This is a genomic window from Caballeronia sp. (assembly GCF_028292365.1).
Lineage (GTDB): Bacteria > Pseudomonadota > Gammaproteobacteria > Burkholderiales > Burkholderiaceae > Caballeronia.
Genome location: NZ_JAQGMM010000221.1, coordinates 1 through 18970, shown reverse-complemented (window position 1 = coordinate 18970; position 18970 = coordinate 1). Strand labels below are relative to the sequence as shown.

General features: G+C 58.8%; 15 protein-coding genes. 5 read left to right on the top strand and 10 right to left on the bottom strand.

Annotation, left to right across the window (positions count from 1 at the left end):
- Positions 1-3: 3 nt before the first annotated feature.
- Together JWR14_RS13515 and JWR14_RS13510 are read right to left on the bottom strand one after the other, a co-directional pair.
- On the bottom strand, positions 4-948 hold the full coding sequence (locus JWR14_RS13515) for a sugar-binding protein (RefSeq protein WP_299707259.1): 945 nt from the start codon (positions 946-948) through the stop codon (positions 4-6).
- Between the two features lie 54 nt (positions 949-1002).
- Complete coding sequence (locus tag JWR14_RS13510) at positions 1003-1962, bottom strand: ABC transporter permease (protein ID WP_299707319.1); 960 nt, start codon at positions 1960-1962, stop codon at positions 1003-1005.
- A gap of 250 nt (positions 1963-2212) precedes the next feature.
- Between JWR14_RS13510 and JWR14_RS13505 the strand changes: the two genes are divergently transcribed.
- On the top strand, positions 2213-3106 hold the full coding sequence (locus JWR14_RS13505; protein ID WP_299707256.1) for an NAD(P)-dependent oxidoreductase: 894 nt from the start codon (positions 2213-2215) through the stop codon (positions 3104-3106).
- Between the two features lie 126 nt (positions 3107-3232).
- Here JWR14_RS13505 and JWR14_RS13500 read toward each other — a convergent pair whose 3' ends face one another.
- The 6 genes from JWR14_RS13500 to JWR14_RS13475 form a co-directional block, all read right to left on the bottom strand.
- Positions 3233-5428, bottom strand: a complete 2196-nt coding sequence (locus tag JWR14_RS13500; RefSeq protein WP_299707253.1) for a GAF domain-containing protein — start codon at positions 5426-5428, stop codon at positions 3233-3235.
- Between the two features lie 267 nt (positions 5429-5695).
- Positions 5696-6709: an SGNH/GDSL hydrolase family protein gene (locus JWR14_RS13495; RefSeq protein WP_299707251.1), complete on the bottom strand. Its 1014-nt coding sequence runs from the start codon at positions 6707-6709 to the stop codon at positions 5696-5698.
- A 241-nt stretch (positions 6710-6950) separates the two neighbouring features.
- Positions 6951-8087 (bottom strand): threonine synthase, encoded by a 1137-nt coding sequence (locus JWR14_RS13490; protein WP_299707249.1) that lies wholly within the window; start codon positions 8085-8087, stop codon positions 6951-6953.
- A gap of 108 nt (positions 8088-8195) precedes the next feature.
- Positions 8196-9167, bottom strand: a complete 972-nt coding sequence (locus JWR14_RS13485; protein WP_299707246.1) for an ornithine cyclodeaminase family protein — start codon at positions 9165-9167, stop codon at positions 8196-8198.
- Entirely contained in the window at positions 9157-9786 is a 630-nt protein-coding gene (locus JWR14_RS13480; RefSeq protein ID WP_299707244.1) for a PAS domain-containing protein, read from the bottom strand. The genes JWR14_RS13485 and JWR14_RS13480 overlap by 11 nt, the downstream gene beginning before the upstream one ends.
- A 345-nt stretch (positions 9787-10131) precedes the next feature.
- Entirely contained in the window at positions 10132-10986 is an 855-nt protein-coding gene (locus JWR14_RS13475) for an AraC family transcriptional regulator (protein ID WP_299707242.1), read from the bottom strand.
- Positions 10987-11214: 228 nt separating this feature from the next.
- Between JWR14_RS13475 and JWR14_RS13470 the strand changes: the two genes are divergently transcribed.
- Positions 11215-11625, top strand: a complete 411-nt coding sequence (locus JWR14_RS13470; protein ID WP_299707240.1) for a hypothetical protein — start codon at positions 11215-11217, stop codon at positions 11623-11625.
- 567 nt (positions 11626-12192) lie between these two features.
- Here JWR14_RS13470 and JWR14_RS13465 read toward each other — a convergent pair.
- Positions 12193-13155, bottom strand: a complete 963-nt coding sequence (locus JWR14_RS13465; protein ID WP_366144534.1) for a LysR family transcriptional regulator — start codon at positions 13153-13155, stop codon at positions 12193-12195.
- Positions 13156-13425: 270 nt separating this feature from the next.
- On the opposite strand from JWR14_RS13465, the gene JWR14_RS13460 reads away from it, so the two are divergent.
- From JWR14_RS13460 to JWR14_RS13450, 3 genes are all read left to right on the top strand, one after another.
- Complete coding sequence (locus tag JWR14_RS13460; protein WP_299707237.1) at positions 13426-14982, top strand: M81 family metallopeptidase; 1557 nt, start codon at positions 13426-13428, stop codon at positions 14980-14982.
- 104 nt (positions 14983-15086) lie between these two features.
- Entirely contained in the window at positions 15087-16451 is a 1365-nt protein-coding gene (locus tag JWR14_RS13455; RefSeq protein WP_299707235.1) for an MFS transporter, read from the top strand.
- A gap of 235 nt (positions 16452-16686) precedes the next feature.
- Positions 16687-17742 carry an aldo/keto reductase gene (locus tag JWR14_RS13450; RefSeq protein ID WP_299707232.1) on the top strand — a complete coding sequence of 352 codons (1056 nt, stop codon included), beginning with the start codon at positions 16687-16689 and terminating at the stop codon, positions 17740-17742.
- A gap of 149 nt (positions 17743-17891) precedes the next feature.
- Here the strand turns inward: JWR14_RS13450 and JWR14_RS13445 are convergent, their stop codons facing one another.
- Complete coding sequence (locus JWR14_RS13445; RefSeq protein ID WP_299707230.1) at positions 17892-18746, bottom strand: SDR family NAD(P)-dependent oxidoreductase; 855 nt, start codon at positions 18744-18746, stop codon at positions 17892-17894.
- Positions 18747-18970: the final 224 nt, after the last annotated feature.

Here is an 18970-nt window from a genome sequence, read left to right as displayed (position 1 = left end):
GGCTTACTTGGTGTAGCTTCCGAGATTATCTTTAGTCACGACCGTCACACCCGTATCGATGTCTTTAGGCGGCTCTCCCGTACCCTGGATTTGCGCCACCAAATTTGTCACCGCAAGCGAACCCATCGTGACCGGGCGCTGGACCATGATCGCTTGAATCGAGCCATCCTTAAGCGCCTTTAGCGTATCGGGAAGATCGTCAAACGCGAGCACCTCGAGTTTGCCTTTCATAGCGCCGAACTCCTTCGTGTTGAGCACCTTTGACACGGCCGGTCCACCAACCTGACTCACCCCGAAAATGCCCTTCAGTTGCGGATGGGCCCGCAGGGTTGTCTCCACTACCGAAACGCCTCTGGCGAGGTCATCGTCCGTGCCCTGTGTTTCCACAATCTTGATACCCGGATATTTCGCCAGCCCCTTCTTTATCCCGGCGATGCGTTCATTGAGATTGACCGCACCGAGTTGCCCGGTCACTATCGCGACTTCACCGGATCCGCCAAGTGCCTTGCCCATCGTCTCGGCCATGGTCGCTCCGGCCGACTCGTTGTTGGTACCGATGTACATCGACCGGCCGCTCTTGGGCGAGTCCGAGTCGAACGTCAGCACCTTTATGCCGCTCTGTTCCGCGCGCTTCATCACGCTCTCAACTGACTTCGGCTCGTTGACGGAGATGGCAATGCCGTCCACGTGCTTCGATATCAGGTCTTCAATGATCTTTACCTGTGTCGAACCCTGCGTGTTTTGCGGCACCACCCATTGATACTTGACACCCGTCTTGTCGGCCGACTGCTGGGCGCCCTTATTGCAGTCGTCGAAGAACGGCACAGCCACCTTCGGAATGACGGCGACAGAAATATCCTTTGCGTCCTTGGCCTGTGTCGACGCACACAGACATAGGGCCGTAGTGGCCAGGCCGATGCTCACTGCGGCGCGAAATTTCATATCCATTTTTTGTCTCCGGTTTTGTTTTAGTGGTGTTACAAGATAAGGATGATGCGAGTCTCAACGTCCCTTTCGGCGGACACGCCAAATGTCGATACTGACCGCAATCAGAATGACGCAACCGGTAATGGCTTGCTGTGCGTAGGTGTCAATGTTCAGCAGCACGACCCCGTTAGCGATGATTCCCGCCAACGCCGCGCCAATAATCGCGCCCTCTACGCTGCCGGCTCCTCCGGAAAGACTTGCGCCGCCAATAGCCGCTGCCGCGATAACATCGAGTTCAGCCCCGAAACCTGATGCCGGCTCCGCCGAGACAAAGCGCGAGAAACTGACAATGCCGGCGATAGAAGCAATGAGCCCCGACAGTGCATAGACAATGAATTTGACGCGGAAGGTGCGCACGCCACTCAGGCGTGCTGCCATCTCGTTGCCTCCGGTTGCGTAGACATGCCGGCCAAAACGTGTCTGACGCATCAATACGGAAAAACATATCGTCATAAAAATCATGATGACCACTGGGAACGGCACGAACCCGAGATACCCCTGTCCGATGAACGTGAAGCTATCGGGTACATCAGGTGTGACCGGAACGCCTTTAGTGATCATGTACATCAAACCTCGTCCAATGCTCAACGTTCCCAACGTAGCAATGAAGGGCGGCAGCTGAATCCAGGTGACCAGGAAGCCGTTGAAACAGCCGACTGCGAGTCCCACGACCAGCCCTGCCAACACCGCCGAGGCCGGGCCAGCCCCATGCTGAAAGGCAAGCGCCGTCACCAGCGATGACAGGCCCATCACGGAACCCACCGACAGATCGATACCGCCCGTGATGATGACAAGCATCATGCCTATCGACATGATGGCAATCAGCGAAAATGACCGGAACACCCCCATCAGGTTGTTCGTCGTCAGGAAATAGGGAGAGAAAATGCTGATCAGGATTCCGACCAACAGCAATACCGAAAAAATATTCAGCTCGCGGATCTTGAGCCAGCCGCGCAGCGTGTCGGAAAGACGCACTTGGACGGGCTGCGGATCCTCTTTGGACGATATTGCGGCCACCGATGTCTCCCTGGTTTAGTTCTCGTTAGGAAGATCGTAGGTCGGCGTCCGCGGTCGTGTCTGTGACGAGCGTCATACATACGCGTCGGGGTTGTCCCTGATGGGTGCCGATGCACGACTATGAAGTTCGTCACAGAAGCAGCGCCAACCCGGAGGTAACATCAGGTTCTAAAGTCGAGCCCCAACAATCAGACCAGGAGTACAACGTATGACGAAGCGAGTAATAGTGACCGGCGGCAGCGGGCTTGCTGGAAAATGGGTAGTCGAAGATCTCGTCGCGCATGGTTATGAAGTGTTGAATCTCGACCGCGTACCCATGGCAAAGCCGATAGCACGCACCTTGATTACCGACCTTACCGACGCAGGACAGGTTTTCAACGCGCTGGCATCGACTACCGTGCTCAAAGAGTTCGCCGACGATCTCGAGCCCAAGCCCATTGACGCGATCGTTCATTTTGCGGCCATCCCCAGGATCCTCATTACCACCGACAACGAGGTATTCCGCATCAACGTGATGTCGACCTACAACGTGCTCGACGCCGCTTCGAAGCTGGGTATCAAGAAGGTCATCGTTGCCTCGAGCGAGACAACCTATGGTGTTGTGTTTGCCCACCGGCACCGAGACCCGGAATACTTTCCGCTGGACGAGCAATATCCGGTCGATCCAATGGACAGCTATGCCATGTCGAAGGTGATCAACGAAGTCACCGCCAAGGCGTTTCACGCGCGTACAGGCGCAGATATTTATTGCTTCCGCATTGGTAACGTACTTGATCCCATCGACTATCAGAAATTCCCGACGTGGTTCAAAGACCCGGGACTGCGAAAGCGGATTGCATGGAGTTATATCGATGGACGCGATCTGGCGACAGCATGCCGGCTCGGCATCGAAAAGGACGGGCTTGGCTTTGAAGTCATGAACGTCGCCGCTGACGATGTATCTTCCGACCAGCCGACGGCAGACCTGTTGAAGCAGTTCTATCCCAACGTCCCCGTCAAGAAGCAGCTTGGCGAATTCGAAACCCTGTTGAGCAACGAGAAGCTGAAGAGGCTGCTTGGCTGGCAGCAGAACTATCGGTGGAGAGAGCAGGTTCCTCAATAGGCTCCCGGCTACCTTTACGCTGGGAAATCAGGCTGCTTCCACAGTTCTTTAGAACGTCTTCCGACCGCGCAAGCGTGCAGTCGGAAGACGTTGTCGGTTTGCACAACCGCTTCGCCCGACAGGCAATTATTGACCAGCCGTTCCCGTTGATAACGGGCTATCGTCAAGCACGATCGTGAAGCGGGCATCGTCACCAATGCGATCCACTTCCAGGGTTCCGCCAAGACCGGCAACGATGGCGTTGGCGATATATAACCCGAGCCCAAGCCCCGTTGCGTTCCGCGAATTCCTCGACGACGCTACATTGAACGGTCTTGTCATGGGCCCAGGGGTGAACGAAGCGCCCGCGTCAATTCGGTTCGCGATCGCGATCCGTCGTTGGGCGCCGTAGCGGCTTGCGCTTACCTGGATCGGAAAGCGCATATCTCCATGATGCCGGGCATTGCTCAACAAGTTCGAGATAGCCTGCACAAGACGGTCTGCGTCTACCAGACAGTCTCCGAGATCGTCGATCTCCACGGTCATCTCGACCCCGGGATGCGCTTGTTGCGCCCGATCGAATGTCGCATACAAGAGCGGTGCGAGCGTTGTCTTGCGAACGTCCATGGCGAGACCTACGCCCGTGCGCAAGCGGCTTACATCCAGGATATAAGCGATCAACGACTGCATGCGTTGAGATGAGTATTCAATCCGCTTGGCCCCGTCCCCCCCTGAGACAAGGCCTCGCCCCATCAGCGTCACGACCATATCGATAGCCTGAAGAGGATCGCGCAAGTCGTGGCCCATGATTGCCAGTAAAGCAGCGCGTTCGTGCTCGGCCGCCCGGATATGATTGAGCGCGACCTCCTGCAAGATCGCTTTCAGTTCCCGCGCTGCAAACCGGTCGGTCGCGTCCCACGCTCTACTGCTGCCGCGTACCGTCTCTTTCCAGACCTCAAACGATTTTCGTGGCCTCAGGTTCAGGCCATTCGGGCCGCTCGCCGCGATCTTGTCGGGTTGTCCCGCCCAATGGACGGTTTCAACGAGTTCGGCGCGCCACCAGATGATCGTGATGACGGGCGTGCCGCTCAATTGAATCGCGAGAATGCCTGAGGCATGGTTGACTTCCGTGAGTAGTCCGTCGAGTTCCGGCACGTCTCGTGAAATGGAGTCGGTCACCAGCAAGTCGTGACGGTGATCGCTCATGTAGTCGGCCACCTTGATGGCGGCCGCGCGATCGAGGTTGGCCGGAAACGACCCCACTCGCTGTCCCATCAGGACCGAAAGCGCGTCGCACCCGATCAGCCCGCGCATGGCCTCGTTCGCGGCCAGCAGTCCCGCGGTTGCATCTTCCGATGAGGCCAGCGCATGGGCGACGTGGCCGCGCAAATCTTCAATACGGCTCTCGGCCATTGCACGTTGCGACAGCTCGTTACGCTCAACCGTGATCGACAGCACCTGAGCCAGGACGGTGCAAGACACGCGAACCGCATGAGGAACCGACAAGGGTTCCATGTGATGACACGCGATCAGGCCCCACAGCTTGCCATCGACCACGATGGAAACACTCATCGAGGCCGCGACGCCCATGTTCTTCAAGTATTCGATGTGAATGGGCGAGACACTGCGCAAAGTCGATTGGGTAAGATTGAGCGGCATACCGTTTGCCGACAGGGCGGGTTCGATCGCAACCGGCGCCTCGCTGACATCCGCAATGTGCCGGATGGCGTTGAGCACATAGAGACGTCGCGCCTGTGCGGGAATATCTCCCGCCGGATAACGCAGATGAAGGTAAGACGCCAGTTGGGCACGCTTGGACTCGGCACTCACGCTGCCGCTGCCGTCTGGCAGGAATTGATACGCCATGACGCGATCGAACCCGGTAAGCGTCCGTATGGCGTCCGTTGCGACTTGCAAAAGTTGCCCCAGGGATGAAGCTGCACTGCGCTGAAGCTGCTGGATGCTTTGCTGCACGAGGTTGGCGTAGTGCGTGGTCGGCGGGACATTCAACGGCTTTGCTTCCCACTCGGCCAAAAGCAGGCCATCGGACCAATGCAATACGAGGTCGAAACGCCGGTTGGCCGCTCCGAAACATTGCACGCCCTCCTGGACCAGCTCGGGTTTTTCTAGTGCCCGGCCAATAGCCTCTCTCGCGGTTTGGTCAAAATGCGCATCGGTCATCTTCATGCCCATGTCAGGCAAGTGTCCGAGTAAAGACGCTGCATTCATGGAGCGGGTGACGATGAATCCGGCTCGATCGAATGCTACCAATGCGCCGTGCGCCTGGATCAGACCGAGCGCATGGATGGGCTCGAGATCGCAGTTTTCGATCGTTGATTGCATGGCGTAGCCGTACGGCCTCGCGTGGAACTGGATGGGAGCGGGTGTGCAAACGCCACGTGTTTAGCGCTGCGATGGTGGGTGCGGTGAACTGAAGAGTGGCTACTTAATTGTATTTGTAAGGAAGGGCCCCGGTCTGAGTCTCCCCCTATAGATGCAACATAGCAACCATTCATATTGGATGGGGTCTTGCATCCGCATGAATGGTGCAGCCGGACAGAACATGCGTGTACCCGACGGATTCCGTTGGCAAGTCACCCTTCCCCAAACTCAATGACCCAGTCCGCTCGCGGCGACCTGCTGCTCCACGAACTGGGCGAACAGGGTATGCAGACGGGTCGACGGGTGAATGTCGTCGGCGAACATGTATGTTTGGTCGGCATTAGCCTTCACATAAGTAGCCGGCGAGCACAGCAATGCTGTGTCGTCGGGCGTTTTCGCAGGATCGCACGCAGTGCTGGTGTTCGACACAGCGAAGCCATTTGCCTGGAAGTTTGCAATGATCTGATCCGTCCACGTATAGGAATCGATCTGGATCACCTTGCCTTGCAGTCCATTCGCCTGCAAGGCGGCGTTCAAGTCACTGTTAAACAATTGCGATAACTGGGTCAGGTTTGCGCCGCCGTCGGATGAAGTAATGCCTTTAGGCGTCAGTCCGATATTGGGGACATTGACCACTACGACATGAGTGGCGCCGCCCTGCACGATCTGTCCGACAATTTGAGCCAGGGCGGTTGCCGCCGTCTGCACGACCGGCGCAGCAGCCGGAAGCGATCCGGCGCGAAGCACGTCGTTCGCGCCAGCCCAGACCAGCACCAGTTGACCGGAGTTGAAGCTGCCGTGAGCAGATAAATAGCTCGAAACCTGCTGATTGACGGGCATTTCTATATTGCCGATCACGTCAGTCAGGAAATCATTCTGGTTAGCCGGCGTTGCCACCGTGGCGCCGCCCTCCGCGTAGCCGAGGCCGCCTTGCGGGCTCAACTCGTGAGCGATGTTGATCGTAAAAGCCGCGGTGAGCGTATCGCCGTAGTATTGCGCGACATCCTGAGTCCATACTTGCCCCGGATTGGTCGTGAAACGCCCGCCGCCGACAGCACTGGCGATCGGCGCGTAAGTCCCGACATCCGACAAACTGTCGCCGAACGAGACGACTTGCAAATTAATCCCGCCCGCCGGTGCAGCCGCACCACTCGAGCCGCTTCCGCCTCCGCCGCACGCCGCAAACAGTGAAACCACTACGGCAAGAATTGCAGCGCGTACCTTGTTATTACGTCCTGGCATAGATCCTCCCCGCGGGTCGGCAGGTCAGCGGCCTTGTGCATCGGGCTTATCGCCAGCCTGCATATCGCTATGGCGATATGGATCTTCGTTCAAGCAAAAAGCATGCGCTATCTTCTGATCGCCACGCTCGTGCGGACATTGAAGGCGTGGCGGATCTGCGTAGAATGATCGGAGACGCCCTGCGCCGGCACATCGGTTTGCCTTGATTTCTCCCTTGAAAAATTGTCGATGCGTTTGCCACCTAGGCTGGTTGTGCGAACAGTTCTGCGATATAACCTGCCGCTTTGATCCCCGTCCCAGTCAGCAACACGACGGTACGTTCGCTCGCCTTGATGGTTCCGCGGCGGGTCAGTACGTCGAGCGCGGCAGCGGCGTGCGCGCAAGTCGGCTCTACAAAAATGCCCTGACGCGCGAGTTTCTTGAGCGCGGCGACAATGTCGTCTTCGGACACCGCGACCGTAGAACCGCCGCTGTCCCCAAGGGCAGCAATCATTTCACGCAGGCGAAGCGGGCGTGAAATGGCCGTCCCTTCCGCGACGGTCTTCGCAACGGGCCGTGCGACAGGCGTATTGACGCCTGCCTGGAAGGACGCATCGAGTGGCGAGCAGTTCAGGGGCTGCGACGCGAAGAGCCGTGGCAGCTTTTTGATCTGGCCCGCAGCCAGGAGCTCCTTGAAGCCGATGTCGCAACCCAGCAGGTTACTTCCCGCGCCCACCGGAATAATGATGTTGTCCGGAGCGTCGAAATTAAAGTCTTCCCACAACTCATACGCTATCGACTTCGTTCCCTGGAGAAAGAACGGTTGCCAGTTATGGCTGGAGTAGAAAATCTCGGCGGATTGTCGAATGGCTTCCGCTTGCGACTCTTCACGGGGTCCCTCGACCAGTTGGATCGCGGCTCCATATGCGCGGACTTGCGCCACCTTCGCTGGCGACGTGTAGGCGGGAGCAAGGATCTTCACGCGCATTCCACCTGCAGCACCGAAAGCAGCGACCGATGCACCACCGTTGCCTGAGCTGTCCTCGAGCACAGCATTTACGCCAATCTGACGCAGAAACGACAGCATGACAGCCGTGCCCCGGTCCTTGAAGCTGCACGTCGGATTGAACCACTCGAGTTTGAAAAAAGGACGGAGATCATTCCACTCCTTCTGCACAAGCGGCGTACAGCCCTCGCCCATCGAAATAGGTTTGGCAATGTCCACGGGCAATGACGCCCGGTAGCGCCACAATGAGCGATTGTTCCGGTCAATGTCATCGCGTCCCATTCCCTTCTGCGCGGTAATGAGAAGCGGCGTCCGATTGTCCGAGCACCAACGGGGTTGCTCGAACGGATACAGCGTTCCGGTCAGTGGGTCGATGTATTGCGCTTGAGTCATGAAATTTCCTTGTGCAAGTTGAAACGACCAGACGCAACAACCCTTCACATTAGCAATGCTAACTATAGTGAACTGGACGGATAGCAAACTTTCTTGCCTGAAGCTTTGCTACCAAGGCCACGCTATGCTGGTCCCAACATCGGCATCGAGGGCTCGTCGATACAGCAGTCGCGCAACCGTCAGATCCTGCAACGCAAGGCCGGTCATGTCAAAGAGCGTGATATCCGTTGCGTGCCGGTGAAACGTCTCTTTACCGGTAAGCAGGTCGCCAAGCTCTGTGCTTGGCGTGGATGCCGCCCACTGGGTCTCGCCAATCCGCCTGGCCTGTTCGCGGTCGTCGACGACCAGCTTCGCGCGGGCCAGTACACCATCCGGCAACTCGCGCTTACCTTTCGTATCAGCTCCAACGCAGTTCAGGTGAGTGCCCGGCTGCAATGCCTGCGCATTGAATAGCGGGCCGGCACCCGGCGTCGCGGTGATGACGATGTCACTGACTGCAACCGCTTCGTCGCCGTCACTCGTGTGCACGATATCGCAGCGCTGCGAGAACGCCGCTTCGAAACCTTTGTTCCGCTGGCCGTCGTGCGTCGCGTACTGAACATGCGTGAGTGAAGGTAAGGACTCGATAGCAAACCGCAATTGAACCACGGCCTGAACACCCGTTCCGAAGACGCAAAGCCTCGCGCTGTCGGCACGTGCAAGCATCTTGAGTCCCCAGGCGCCTGCCGCGCCAGTGCGCATCGTTGTGATGGCATTGCCATCGATGACGCAGACGGGTCGACCCGTTGCCGGGTCCATCAACATCACAGTCGCCTGATGCGGCTCACTTCCCAACTTCCGGTTATTCGGCCAGAATCCGGCGGCTTTGAACCCGAGAAGCCCCTGGGATTGCACATCACCCGATTTGATCCCGAAGATGCCACCCGTCACGAGCGGTTCCCGGACGACCGGGAAAACGCGGCCTTCACCGTGGCTGTGAAGAACAAACGCTTCCTTTACGGCCTCCATGACCTCGGCGGGTTGCATCAGGCGCTCGACCTGGTCCTTGTCGAGCAAAAGGAGGTAGGCATCATTTGGCATCGCTATACACCGTCGCTCGTGACACCCCAAGGTACAAGGCAGCAATTTCCATTGCCCTACGAATTTCCAGCACCCCGGAATCCCTTAGTTCCCGCAGCAGCGTTCGCCGGTCCTCGGTCTTCAGCGCTCGGGGCGTGGTCGCCAATTTAGCCGCGAACTGATCAATCCTCTGACGGATGAGGTCGGCCCCGGCCGGGTCGAGCGACTCTTGGGCTGCCCCGTCGGTATCGATCCGGACAAATTGTCCAACCGCGTTTTGCAAGCCACGGAACAGCGTGAGGTCGATATTCATGCACAAGGCGGCAACGTACTTGCCGGATGAGTCCTTGATTCCAATCGACGTACTTTTCGCCGAGCGACCGTCGGAAAACTGGTTGGCGTAGTTCGCAATCACCTGCGGGTACTCCGGGTCGGCGATACGCGCCAGCCCGAGCTCGGTCGCCGGATGGCCGGTCTCCCGGCCAGACAGATTGTTGTGTATTGCCAGCACTGCATTCTTCGGGTCCAGCAAGTCGTGGACAACCACTTCGCAGAACGGAGCAAACGTCTGCGCCAGTCCCACGGCAATCTGGCTTATCTGGTCCAACAGCGCCCGCTGCTCAGCGGTATGTTTCGTCATGGTGATGTTGATCCGGACTCGAATTTCTGACACTTCGCCGAAAAGAATGGGGAGTGGCCGTCAATCGCCGATTCGGCGCCGCCGGCCAGCCCGCTGTCGTGCGAAGCAGCGTTTGGACATATTATCTATAATTGGATATTTTGACAACTCGGGTAGTTTAGGTGGTTAAGCTCGCCCGATCCCGAGGTTCGTAAAGGGGCAATCCGTCTTATCGGCTGCAGGAATTTCGTGCGCATCGGCGCGGTGGGAAAAGAAGGGGTTCAGTCAACGCGAGATGCAATTCCTTCGAGGGCTATGAAAAGGATACCTAAACGAAGACGTCGTTACTTCGCCGCTACCTTGGTTTCACCGTCCTTTTGCAGTGACAAATTGCACGCTGCGCCTGTATTGGCTGGGCGTCACGCCTTGCTGGCGAGCAAAGAAGCGCGTGAAGTTCCCGGGTGAGTCGAAGCCCAGATTGAGCGCAACATCCTGAAGCGCCATCTCATGCTGCGAGACGGTTTCAATCGACAAGTCCATCCTCAGCATGCTGCTGAAAGTCGCCGGGGTCATGCCGGTCTGCTTGTGGAACAGGTGGAAGAAATGTGGACGGGATAGCCCGACCGTTTGTGCGAGATCGTCGAAGTCTGGCGCGATGCCCCGTACCTGTTTCATTGCCTCGATCGCGCGACGAATCCTGATGTCGTACGCTATTCCGCCAACGGACCCGGCGGCCGACAGCTCGTTCTTTCGGGGCGAACCACCGACCAGTTCGCCGGTCATGTCGGCGACCAGCCCCTGGACTGCTTGCAGCGACTGGCCTTCACGGTCAGTCAGGATGTCGAGCAGGTCAGCATGAAGTCGGCTGAGCTTCCCCTGCACCGGCACGGAAGCCAACGGGAAGAAACGGGGATGAACGCTGTACGCGAAACGCCGGTCAACCTCTCTCAGCCAATCAGGTTCCAGATAAAGCGCAAGCAGCACCGTCGGCTGCGATTGCGGGTGATGTTCGTAGAAATGCGGCTCCCATGCATTGACCAACAGCACGTTCTTGTCTGACAAAACATGCTCACGGTTGCGGATGCCGAACTGGATGTCGGGACCGCCTTCCTTGAAGATGACGTGAGAAACCCGATGCGCATGAAGGACCATGCTTTTGTCGAGCAGCAGCAACGCTACTCTTCCAAACGGTCCGTGAATGATTCGCAAAGGCTCCGACATGGTGAAAAACCTCCTGCCGTTCCGATGAATTCAACGCGTTCCCACCGTCTCAACCATCCCGTAAAAAAATCATCATCCGGAATGATAAATCGGCCTGTTCCGTGACAAGTTTGCATACGGCCTGGACAACGACAAGTGGGAGATTCGCCTACTCTGCATACAGGCTCTTACGCACCGCGGCTGTCGAAGTACGGTCCAGCAACCAGCCACACGTTCTGAAGTATGAACGTGCAAGGCGTTGCTGCGGTGCAGGATGCCTCTCCCACCATTCGTGCATTCAAGGAGATGATCATGGCTGGCGTTGGCAGTGAAAAAGTATTTGAGAATGACAAGGTCATTGTATGGAACTTCGTGCTCGCTCCCGGCGAGGAGACGCCGGTACATACCCACACGCTTTCATACATGTGGTACGCCATCGAAGGTGCGCCCTTGCATATCTTCGACGAGAAAGGCGAAGACCTCGGCATCTTTGAAGTGCCGACGGGCGCGGTCTACTCGCTCAAATGCGAGAACGGGTATCTCGAAGTGCTGTCCGAAATCGGCAAGGGCGCAAAAGTCCCCGCAACGCACAAAGCGCGCAACGACGGAAGCAAGCCATACCGCGAGGTACTCGTCGAATACAAGGAGCAGCGCGCTTGATTGAGTCTGCTTGATTGAGTCTGCTTGATTGAGTCTGCTTGATTGAGTCTGCCTAAGCTGTTTCGCCGAACGCCTCCTGATGCGGGGCGGCGTTCGGACAACGCAGCCGAAAGCCAATGTAATTCGTCTAGCGTTCATACACACTATACGAATGATTTAAGAGCCTTCTACATAAAGGTTTGGATCGTTTCTCCTTGACCGGATCCAAGGCCGGAATCGCTGCCGCTCGTGCTGAGAAGCTGCGGATCCGATTGACCGCACTCCACGCGGCAACCTGTCCGGATGACATGAACGCTGCGCCGTGGAAACTTCAAAACTTTGCCAATTGCGGAGTCTTTGCGTCTGCGCGCAACGATCTTCAAGACCGATTCCATTCTCCCAATTGCCCGCAAAAAACATTTATCACGCTCGGCATTCGGCGGCCCGAAGTGCTCATCCGATACCCCTTGTCCTTGCCAGTTACGCGACGGACGGGTGATCCGCTCCCGTAGACTCACGTCACGCGACCATTTCGGCTCTATCGGTCCAATAAGCGTCGCACCTCCCTTCGATCAATCTGGCCCTGGCCTAACGCGTACCGCGGCCAGTGTCGCGTTCTGCCCCTTCACCAGCGACCGACGGTATCCAAAGCAATTGCGATAACGACGAATACAGATGGTCGAGAAAGCGCGTAGCGCGCAATGAGCGTCCATGTCGCGAGCTGATCAGCGCGACAACATCGGCATCCGGCAATTGCCATCCATCGAGCAGCGGAACCAACCGGCCCGCGTGCAGATGTTCCGCGACGTCCCACTCGGAACGCGCAATGATCCCGAGTCCCGCAAGCGCCCAATCGCGCACGGTGCCGCCGTCGTTGCTCGTGAGGCACGGCTCGATCCTGACATTCGCCGGTGTGCCGGGGTGCGTCGGCATAAAGCGCCACATGGTCACGTCTTCATCATTTTCGCGCAGCGCGATGCAGTCGTGCGCACGCAGTTCATCCGGATGCCGTGGTTCGCCGCGCAACGCGAGATAGCGCGGCGCCGCGCACAGGATGCGCCGGTTCGGCGCGAGCCGCCGGCTGACCAGCGTCGAATCGCGAAGCTCGCCAATGTGCACCATCAGGTCCCAGGTGTCGTCCGACACGTGCGTGGGGCGATCGGATAGCACCAGGCTTGCGGTCACCTCCGGATAGAGGCTGCGAAATTTCGCGATCACGGGCGCGACGTACCGCTGCCCAAACCCGAGCGGCGCAATCACCCGAAGATGCCCCGCCACCGTCCCGCGTCGTGAGGCCAGCGTGTCCGACAGATTGCCGATGTCATCGCAGATCCTGCGCGCATGCACCGCCAGCAGTTCACCCTCGTCGGTCAACACCATGCGCCGGCCCGACCGGTCGATCAGGCGCATTCCCAGACGCTTTTCCAGGAGATGCAAGCGCTGCGTCACGGCAGGCGGCGTGACATCGAGCTTGCGCGCGGCGTCCGCGAGCGAAGCAGCGGCCGTCAGCGTAATGAAAAAATGCAGGTCTTCGGTCGAGATCAAGGTCAAGCTCTCAGGCTCATTAATCGGGCTCGTTAAGCAGGCTCATTAAGCAGGCTCATTAAGCCGGGGGTTAACGAAGCAATAAGCGGATGTTAACCCCCGCGGTTATTTGACGCCCAATACTCTTTTCACCGCGTGCGAACTCAGGTGCCCATGTTCGCGTTCATCCACCGCACGCTACCGTAACGTGGATGAAATTGCGATTGCCTTTGATGACCCGCCGGGAACGTCCGCGCCCAATGCGGGCCGACGACGCCGGCCGATGAGGAGCGATTGATGAAAAACCCGCGCATTGCCATTCTTGGCTTCGCGATCGAGTCGAACCGGTTTGCACCGGTTTCGACGCGCGCCGATTTCATGTCGCGTGCGTATCTGCAAGACACCGCGCTTCTGCTTGACGCAAGAAGCGAGGCACCAGTGATGACACCGGAAATCCCGGCGTTCGTTCGAACGATGGATGCGCTCAGACCCTGGACACCAGTACCAATCCTGTTCGCAAACGCGGAGTCTGGCGGACCGGTCGAGCACACCTTCTTCGCCGATACGCTGCGTGAATTCGAGCAACGCTTGCAAGCGGCGTTGCCGCTTGACGCCGTCTATATCTGCGAGCACGGCGCCGCCATCACGACAGCAGAGGACGATCCCGACGGTGTGGTGTTCACGCTCGTACGCCGCATCGTCGGGCCGGCAGTACCGATCGTCGCGACCGTCGACCTGCATGCGAACGTATCGGACCAGATGGTCGACGCGGTCGACGCGCTCGTGTCGTACCGCCGCAATCCGCACACGGACATGGCCGAACGCGGTGCCGAGGCGGCGCGGATCGCCATCGAATTGCTGGACGGACTGCGCACATCCGTCGCCCATGTGCGAATGCCCGTGTGTGCACCGCCGACGCAGTTGCTGACAGCACCGGGCACAGGACCGTATGCAGAAATGATCCGACGCGCCGAAGCGCTCGATGATCCGCGCATTGTGAATGTCTCGATTGCGGGTGGATTCGCGTTTGGGGACACACCGAAGAACGGGCTGACGGTACTGGTCACCACGCGCGGCGACGCGGCGCTCGCAGCCCGGATTGCCGACGAGCTTGCGACGTACGCGTGGCAAGAGCGTGCCGCATTCACCCCGCGATTGACGCCGCTCCACGAGGCGGTCGACCTCGCGAAAGCAACCGGCGACGATGCGTCTCGCGCCCCGGTGCTGCTTGCTGACGTAGCCGACAACCCGGGCGGCGGCGGCCGTGGCAACACGCCGTTTATTCTGAAAGCACTCCATGAACACGACGTGCGCGGCGCGATCCTGGGCGTTGTCACCGATCCTGAACTCGTGGCGGACGCCTATGTGGCCGGCACCGGCCAAACGTTCCGTGCACGGTTCAACCGGGCCGAAACCACCGTTTATTCAGAACCGTTCGACGTGCCCGCCCGGGTGTTGCGGCTGCACCGCGGCAAAGGCGTCGGCCGCCGCGGACAACTGGCCGGGTGCAGCTTTGACCTTGGCCCGTCGGTCGCACTGCAAGTGGGAGGCGTGACGGTCATCGTCATCAGCAAGCGGCACCAGTGCCACGAGCCGATGTTCTTCGAGATGTTCGGCATTGATATTGCCAGCGCGCGCGTCGTGGTGTTGAAGTCGCGCGGACACTTCAGGGCTGCGTTCGATGAATTCTTTCCCGACGAACAAATCGTGAGCGTCGATGCGCCAGGCCTGACCTCGCCGATCCTGGCACGTTTCGACTTCAAGAAATTACCGAGACCGGTTGTCCCGCTCGACGACATTGCCACGTGGCGCCCGAGAGTCCGTTCTGTCGAGCCCGGTAGCGGCGCACGATGAACGAGGTAGCCGTCGAAACCGTGCCCTCGCCGTCTCTGCACGGCTTTCGACGGATGCGGACCGCCATAAGAAAAACGCAACACGCAACAAGAAAGGACTCTTGAATGAACGATACCTCGAATGCGCCACGAATCAGGCCGCAGACCGCCCGGAAAGTCATCTGGCATCTCGCGCCCCTGCTGATCCTGCTCTATGTCGTGAACCAGATGGACCGCGCGAATGTCGGTTACGCAGCGCTGACAATGAATCACGAACTCGGCATGACGGTCGCGCAGTTCGGGTTCGCGGCCGGCCTCTTCTATGCGGGCTACATTATCGTTGCCGTGCCGAGCAACCTGATGCTGGCGCGGTTCGGCGCGCGGCTCTGGATGACGCGTATTCTCGTCACCTGGGGAATCATTGCGTCATTGACCGCATTCGTCGACAGTGCGCATACGCTGTACGTGCTGCGCTTTTTACTTGGTATCGCCGAATCAGGTTTCTTTCCGGGGATGGTGCTGTACGTCACGTTCTGGCTGCCTCGGCAGGAACGGGTGTGGCTGATGTCGCTGCTTTTTATCGCGATCCCGCTGTCGAACATGCTCGGTGCGCCGATTTCGACATTCGTCATGGAGCATGTGCATATTTTCGGCTGGCCCGGCTGGCGCTCGATGTTCTTTATTGAAGGACTGCCGGCGATCGCACTCGGCGTCGCCACCTTCATCGTGATGAAAAACCGGCCGGATGAAGCCTCCTGGTTAACTGCAGACGAGCGCGCCGAACTGAATGAGGCGCTTGCAGTGGAGCGGCGGGAAGCGCAACGCGTATCGCCCAAAAGCGCGTTGAGCGCGTTGCTGGACCGGCGGGTTCTTGCATTCGGGCTGATCTACTTCGGCATCAATATTGGTGTCGTCGCGCTGTCGTTCTTCATGCCGCAGATTGTCGCCGAGTTCTCACGGACGTTCGCCATGCACTATTCGGTCCTCCAGATTGGACTGATCACCGCGATTCCGTTCGCTGTGTCGGCACTGACCATTTTGTTGTGGGGACAGTACGCGCGGCGTACTACTGTCAGCGCGTGGCACGTCGCGATTCCTACCGCGATAGGTGGCCTGTCGTTCGCCACGGCGCTCTTCCTGTCCTCGCCGTACGAGGTAATGGCCGCCTTTACGCTCGGCGCCGTCGGCGTCTATACACCTCATGCTTCATTCTGGCAGTTGCCGCCGCGCTATCTCAGCAATGCGGCTGCCGCGGCGGGGATCGGACTGATCAATACAATTGGCACGCTCGCCGGTTTCCTCGGACCTTATGCGACCGGCTGGCTTCACGATGTCACCGGCTCTTACCGTGTCCCGATGCTCGGCGTCGCCGCGCTGATGTGCATGTCCGCCACCATGGTCGTGCTCATTGAGCGCAAGAGCCGCACTGCGCCGCCATCGGTGAGACCTATTGAGCTCCATGAAGGACGGGTCTCGAGCTCGGCGAACTGATCACGGAAGCGGCCTGCCCTTTGTGCCTTTGAGATGCCATTAATCACGAAAACCACTTAGTCTAAGCATATATTCCCATTGGAGTGAAAAGTGAATCTCCGATAACGTCGCACGGTTGGGCGCGTCAACGAGAAAAGTAGGCACAACAGGCACGATTTTCCCGCGCAGGTGGATGAGACGTGACCGCGCGCCGGTCACGAATCCTGTGCAACCTTCATAGGAGACAAGCTTCATCATGGAATATCGTCAACTCGGTCGTTCTGGCCTCAAGGTGTCAACCATCACACTTGGCACCATGACGATGGGCGGCAAGGGCAAATTTGCAAGCGTCGGCGAAGTCGGCCTCGACGATGCGCGCCGGCAGATTGACATGTGTATCGACGCAGGGGTCAACCTCATCGATACAGCAGATGTCTATTCGAATGGCGCGTCCGAGGAAATCGTTGGCGAAGCGCTCGGCGGCAAACGCAAGGGCGGCGTGCTGATCGCCACCAAGGCACGCTTTCCAATGGGCGATGGTCCGAACGACCGGGGCCTGTCGCGGCATCACTTGATCCAGGCTTGCGAGGCGAGCCTGCGCCGCCTCAAGACCGATGTGATTGACCTCTACCAGGTTCATCAATGGGATGGGCTCACGCCGCTTGAAGAGACACTCGAAGCACTCGACCTGCTGGTCCGGCACGGCAAGATTCGATATGTCGGCTGCTCCAACTACTCGGGCTGGCACCTGATGAAAGCGTTGCACGTGAGCGAACGTGATCGGCTGCCGCGCTTTGTAAGCCAGCAGATCCACTACACGCTCGAAGCACGCGAAGCGGAATATGAGCTCGCACCAATCGCACTCGATCAGGGACTGGGCATCCTGGTCTGGAGCCCGCTGGCAGGCGGCCTGCTTTCAGGCAAGCACCGCCGCGACGCAACGCCCGAAGGCACGCGACAGCTCGCCGGATGGACCGAGCCGCCGATCCGCGACGAGCAACGGCTGTGGTCGATCGTCGACGTACTCATTGAGATCGCCGGCGAGCACAACGTCTCGGCCGCACAAGTTGCGCTTGCGTGGACGCTTGGGCGGCCCGCCGTCACCTCGGTGATCATCGGTGGACGCAACGAGGCGCAACTGCGCGACAACCTTGGCGCGGCGACTCTCACGTTGACCGCCGAACAGCGCGCGCGGCTCGACAAGGTAAGCGCACCGCCCCTGCTCTACCCATACTGGCACCAGGTGCAGACCGCACACGACCGACTTGGAGGACCAGACCTGTCGCTACTGGGACCGCATCTGAAGGCGTAGGCCGATCCTGCCGGTCACACTGAAACTGGTCCAGTCGCAATTGGGCGCTCTGCTATGGAGGGCGCCCAAGACCAATCATCTTTCCATGCTAAGGATACCGAACGTCACCGCGACCGAGCTGGTCGGGCGACCGCGTATCAGCCAGCGGGTCAGTCGATTTTCTGGCTGAACGCCTCGAACGCCTGCTTGTAATCCGGATGCCAACGCGACAACGGCGGACGGTTCTCGACAATGTCACCCGCTGCCCACAGGATGCGTCGTTCGTCGATGGAACGAGGTACATCATTGTCGGGGCAGAGAATGTAGAAGTCGCCGGCATCCAGGCTTTCCAACATGAAATCGACGGTTTGCTCAGGCGTCCAGGCGGCGGCCGGCTTCTCGGTGCGACCATGAGCGGCAAGGTTCGTGAATACGAAACCCGGGATCAGCAAATGAGCGCTGATGCGGCAATCCGGCGTGTTGCGTAGTTCGTGCTGTAGCGCTTCGGTGAACGCCTTCAGGCCAGCTTTGGATACGTTATAGGCCGGGTCGCCGGGCGGCGTTGTGATCCCTTGCTTGGAGCCAGTGTTGATAACCAGACCCGGACGGCCGCGCGCGATCATTGCAGGGACGAAAGCCTGAGTGCCACGGATAGCTCCCCACAGGTTGACATCAAGCACCCGTTCCCAGTTAGCGACAGGACCGAACAGTGCGCTGCCCGGTTGAATCCCGGCGTTATTCATGAGGATATCCGTGCCGCCGAAGCGATCTTGAACCGCCGTCTCCAGTCGGTTCAGGTCCTCGACGCGGCTGACGTCCGTCTCGATGGCCATGACATCGTCCGCTCCATGAGCTGCCAGGACGGCGATTTCCTGCGCTGCGCGCGCGAGTCGATCCGCGCCCAGATCCGCGATGCAGACGCGAAGTCCGAGTTGCGCGAATCGCTTGGCAGCGGCGAGGCCGATACCGGCGGCACCGCCCGTGACAACGGCGACCGATCCGGCAGTGAAAGCAAAGTGTGTCATCGATAATCCTTCGTGATAATCCTTCGTAAGCGAGTGCTTCGCACCCTGCTCCGTTGATTATCTCTGATCTTCCACATCACAACAATTCTCAAAAGCCTGTACCGATGTCGCCTGCCTCTTTACAACTTGTTATTGCGTGCTCCGCTGCCGAAGCAGCCATCAATGATGCGTGTACAGCGACTGACTCTGAAGCCCTGCGATCGGCGCTTTTGATCCGAATGCTG

Excerpts from the sequence above, each read along its gene's own strand:
- JWR14_RS13515 (WP_299707259.1), bottom strand. The coding sequence starts at position 948 with ATGGATATGAAATTTCGCGCCGCAGTGAGCATCGGCCTGGCCACTACG.
- JWR14_RS13505 (WP_299707256.1), top strand. The coding sequence starts at position 2,213 with ATGACGAAGCGAGTAATAGTGACCGGCGGCAGCGGGCTTGCTGGAAAA.
- JWR14_RS13500 (WP_299707253.1), bottom strand. The coding sequence starts at position 5,428 with ATGCAATCAACGATCGAAAACTGCGATCTCGAGCCCATCCATGCGCTC.
- JWR14_RS13495 (WP_299707251.1), bottom strand. The coding sequence starts at position 6,709 with ATGCCAGGACGTAATAACAAGGTACGCGCTGCAATTCTTGCCGTAGTG.
- JWR14_RS13490 (WP_299707249.1), bottom strand. The coding sequence starts at position 8,087 with ATGACTCAAGCGCAATACATCGACCCACTGACCGGAACGCTGTATCCG.
- JWR14_RS13485 (WP_299707246.1), bottom strand. The coding sequence starts at position 9,167 with ATGCCAAATGATGCCTACCTCCTTTTGCTCGACAAGGACCAGGTCGAG.
- JWR14_RS13480 (WP_299707244.1), bottom strand. The coding sequence starts at position 9,786 with ATGACGAAACATACCGCTGAGCAGCGGGCGCTGTTGGACCAGATAAGC.
- JWR14_RS13475 (WP_299707242.1), bottom strand. The coding sequence starts at position 10,986 with ATGTCGGAGCCTTTGCGAATCATTCACGGACCGTTTGGAAGAGTAGCG.
- JWR14_RS13460 (WP_299707237.1), top strand. The coding sequence starts at position 13,426 with ATGAAAAACCCGCGCATTGCCATTCTTGGCTTCGCGATCGAGTCGAAC.
- JWR14_RS13455 (WP_299707235.1), top strand. The coding sequence starts at position 15,087 with ATGAACGATACCTCGAATGCGCCACGAATCAGGCCGCAGACCGCCCGG.
- JWR14_RS13450 (WP_299707232.1), top strand. The coding sequence starts at position 16,687 with ATGGAATATCGTCAACTCGGTCGTTCTGGCCTCAAGGTGTCAACCATC.
- JWR14_RS13445 (WP_299707230.1), bottom strand. The coding sequence starts at position 18,746 with ATGACACACTTTGCTTTCACTGCCGGATCGGTCGCCGTTGTCACGGGC.